The sequence below is a fragment of the Kitasatospora sp. NPDC047058 genome, assembly GCF_040643935.1.
Taxonomy (GTDB): domain Bacteria; phylum Actinomycetota; class Actinomycetes; order Streptomycetales; family Streptomycetaceae; genus Kitasatospora.
Window position 1 is genome coordinate 1 of the sequence record NZ_JBEYVJ010000807.1, and the last position, 1687, is coordinate 1687.

At 77.5% G+C, this 1687-nt stretch carries 2 protein-coding genes; both read left to right on the forward strand.

The features are described from left to right. Positions 1-501 (forward strand): fatty acid--CoA ligase family protein (locus ABZ885_RS40700; protein WP_360200185.1); only part of this gene is annotated, 501 nt, incomplete at its 5' end. A 163-nt stretch (positions 502-664) separates the two neighbouring features. Then, positions 665-1687: condensation domain-containing protein (locus ABZ885_RS40705; protein ID WP_360200187.1), on the forward strand; the 1023-nt coding region annotated here is incomplete at its 3' end.

A 1687-nucleotide genomic window follows, 5' to 3' on the forward strand; every position in this document is an offset into this window, starting at 1 on the left:
GGTCCCGACGGCCGCCCGCTGCCGGCGGGGGAGACCGGCGACGTCCACCTGCGGTCCCCCGGGGCCCCGCGCGCGTACTACCGGGACGCCGAGGCCGGCGCCGCCGTCTTCCGGGCCGGCTGGGTGCGGATGGGCGACGTCGGCTTCCTGGACGAGGACGGCTACCTGCACCTGGTGGACCGCGAGTCCGACGTCGTCAAGTCCGGCGCGTTCAAGGTCTCCACGCTCCAGGTCGAGGCCGCCGCGCTGGAGCACCCGGCGGTCGCCGAGGTCGCCGTGGTCGGCCTCCCGCACCCGGTGCTCGGGATGAGCGTGGGGGCGGCCGTCGTCCCCGCCCCCGGCGCCGCCTTCGACCCGGCGGACTTCCGCGCCTTCCTCGCGACCCGGCTCGCCGCACACGAGATCCCCACCCGGATCACCACCCTGGACGCACTGCCGCGCAACGAGGGCGGCAAGCCGCTCAAGCGCGCCGTACGCGATCTGCTCGCGGCCCCGGCCTGACCGGGCCGCCGCGCCGCCTGGCGGTTCCTGCCCGCCACCGCCCTTCCCTCGGGGCGCCCGGCCCACCCGCCGTCGCCCGAATCCGCCGTCACCGGGTCTGCCGCGGCATGCCTCCCGGCTCCCGTCACCGTGGCAACCTTCCGACCCCTGAAGCGAGTTGTCGATGCCCGAGCACACCCTGGAACCGACGCCGGCGGCTGCCGAGGCCGCCGCCGTTCCCGCGTCCCCTGCCGTTCCCGCGTCCCCCGCCCAGCAGGGCATCTGGCTCACCGAACGCCTCGGCGCCGCCCGCTCCGGATTCCACCTGCCGCTGCGGATCACCTTCGACCGGGTGGACGGCGCCGCCCTGGTCGCCGCCTGCGCCGCCGTCGCCGACCGGCACCCGGTGCTGCGCGCGAGGCTGGCCGAGCACGAGGGCGGGCTCGAACTCCGGCCCGCCGAAGCCGGGTTCACCGTCACCGAAGTCGACGCGACCACCGTGACCACCGGCGGCGCGGACGGCGCGGACGACCCTGGCGGTCCGGACGGGCCGGCCGGGCTGTTCGCCGAGGAGACCGTCCGGCCGTTCGACCCCGTCACCGGCCCGCTCGCCCGCTTCACCCTCGTCCACGGCCCCGGCGGGTGCGCCGACCTGCTGGTCGTCGCCCACCACGCCGTGTTCGACGGCATCTCCAAGGACGTCCTGGTCGCCGACCTGGCCGCCGCCTACAACGCCCTCGTCGCCGGCACGCCGGTGCCTGCCCCGCCGGTACCCGCCGCGGACGGGCGCGGCTACCCGATCGCGCCCGCACCCGACGAGGCGCTGGTCCGCGAGGCCGCCGACTGGTTCGCCCCGCGCTGGTCCGACTCCGCCGACGTGCTGCTGCCCGGCGTCCGCCGGACCGCGCACGGCGCCGGTCCCGGCGAGGCCGTCACCCGCACACTGGACGCCGCCGCGCTCGGCGCGGCCGCCCGCGCCTGCGGGGTGACCACCTTCGAGTTCCTGCTGACCGCCGTGCACGCGCTGCTCCGCCGCTACGGCAACACGGACGCCCCGGTGTCCCTGCCGCTCTCCACCCGGACACCCGAACTGGCGGGCGAGATCGGCCTGTTCGTCAACGAGCTGCCGCACCACGCGCCGGCCGCCGGCGAACCGGCGGGCGGCTTCGCCGCGTTCGCCACCGCAGTGCGGGCCGGGCTGCGCGAG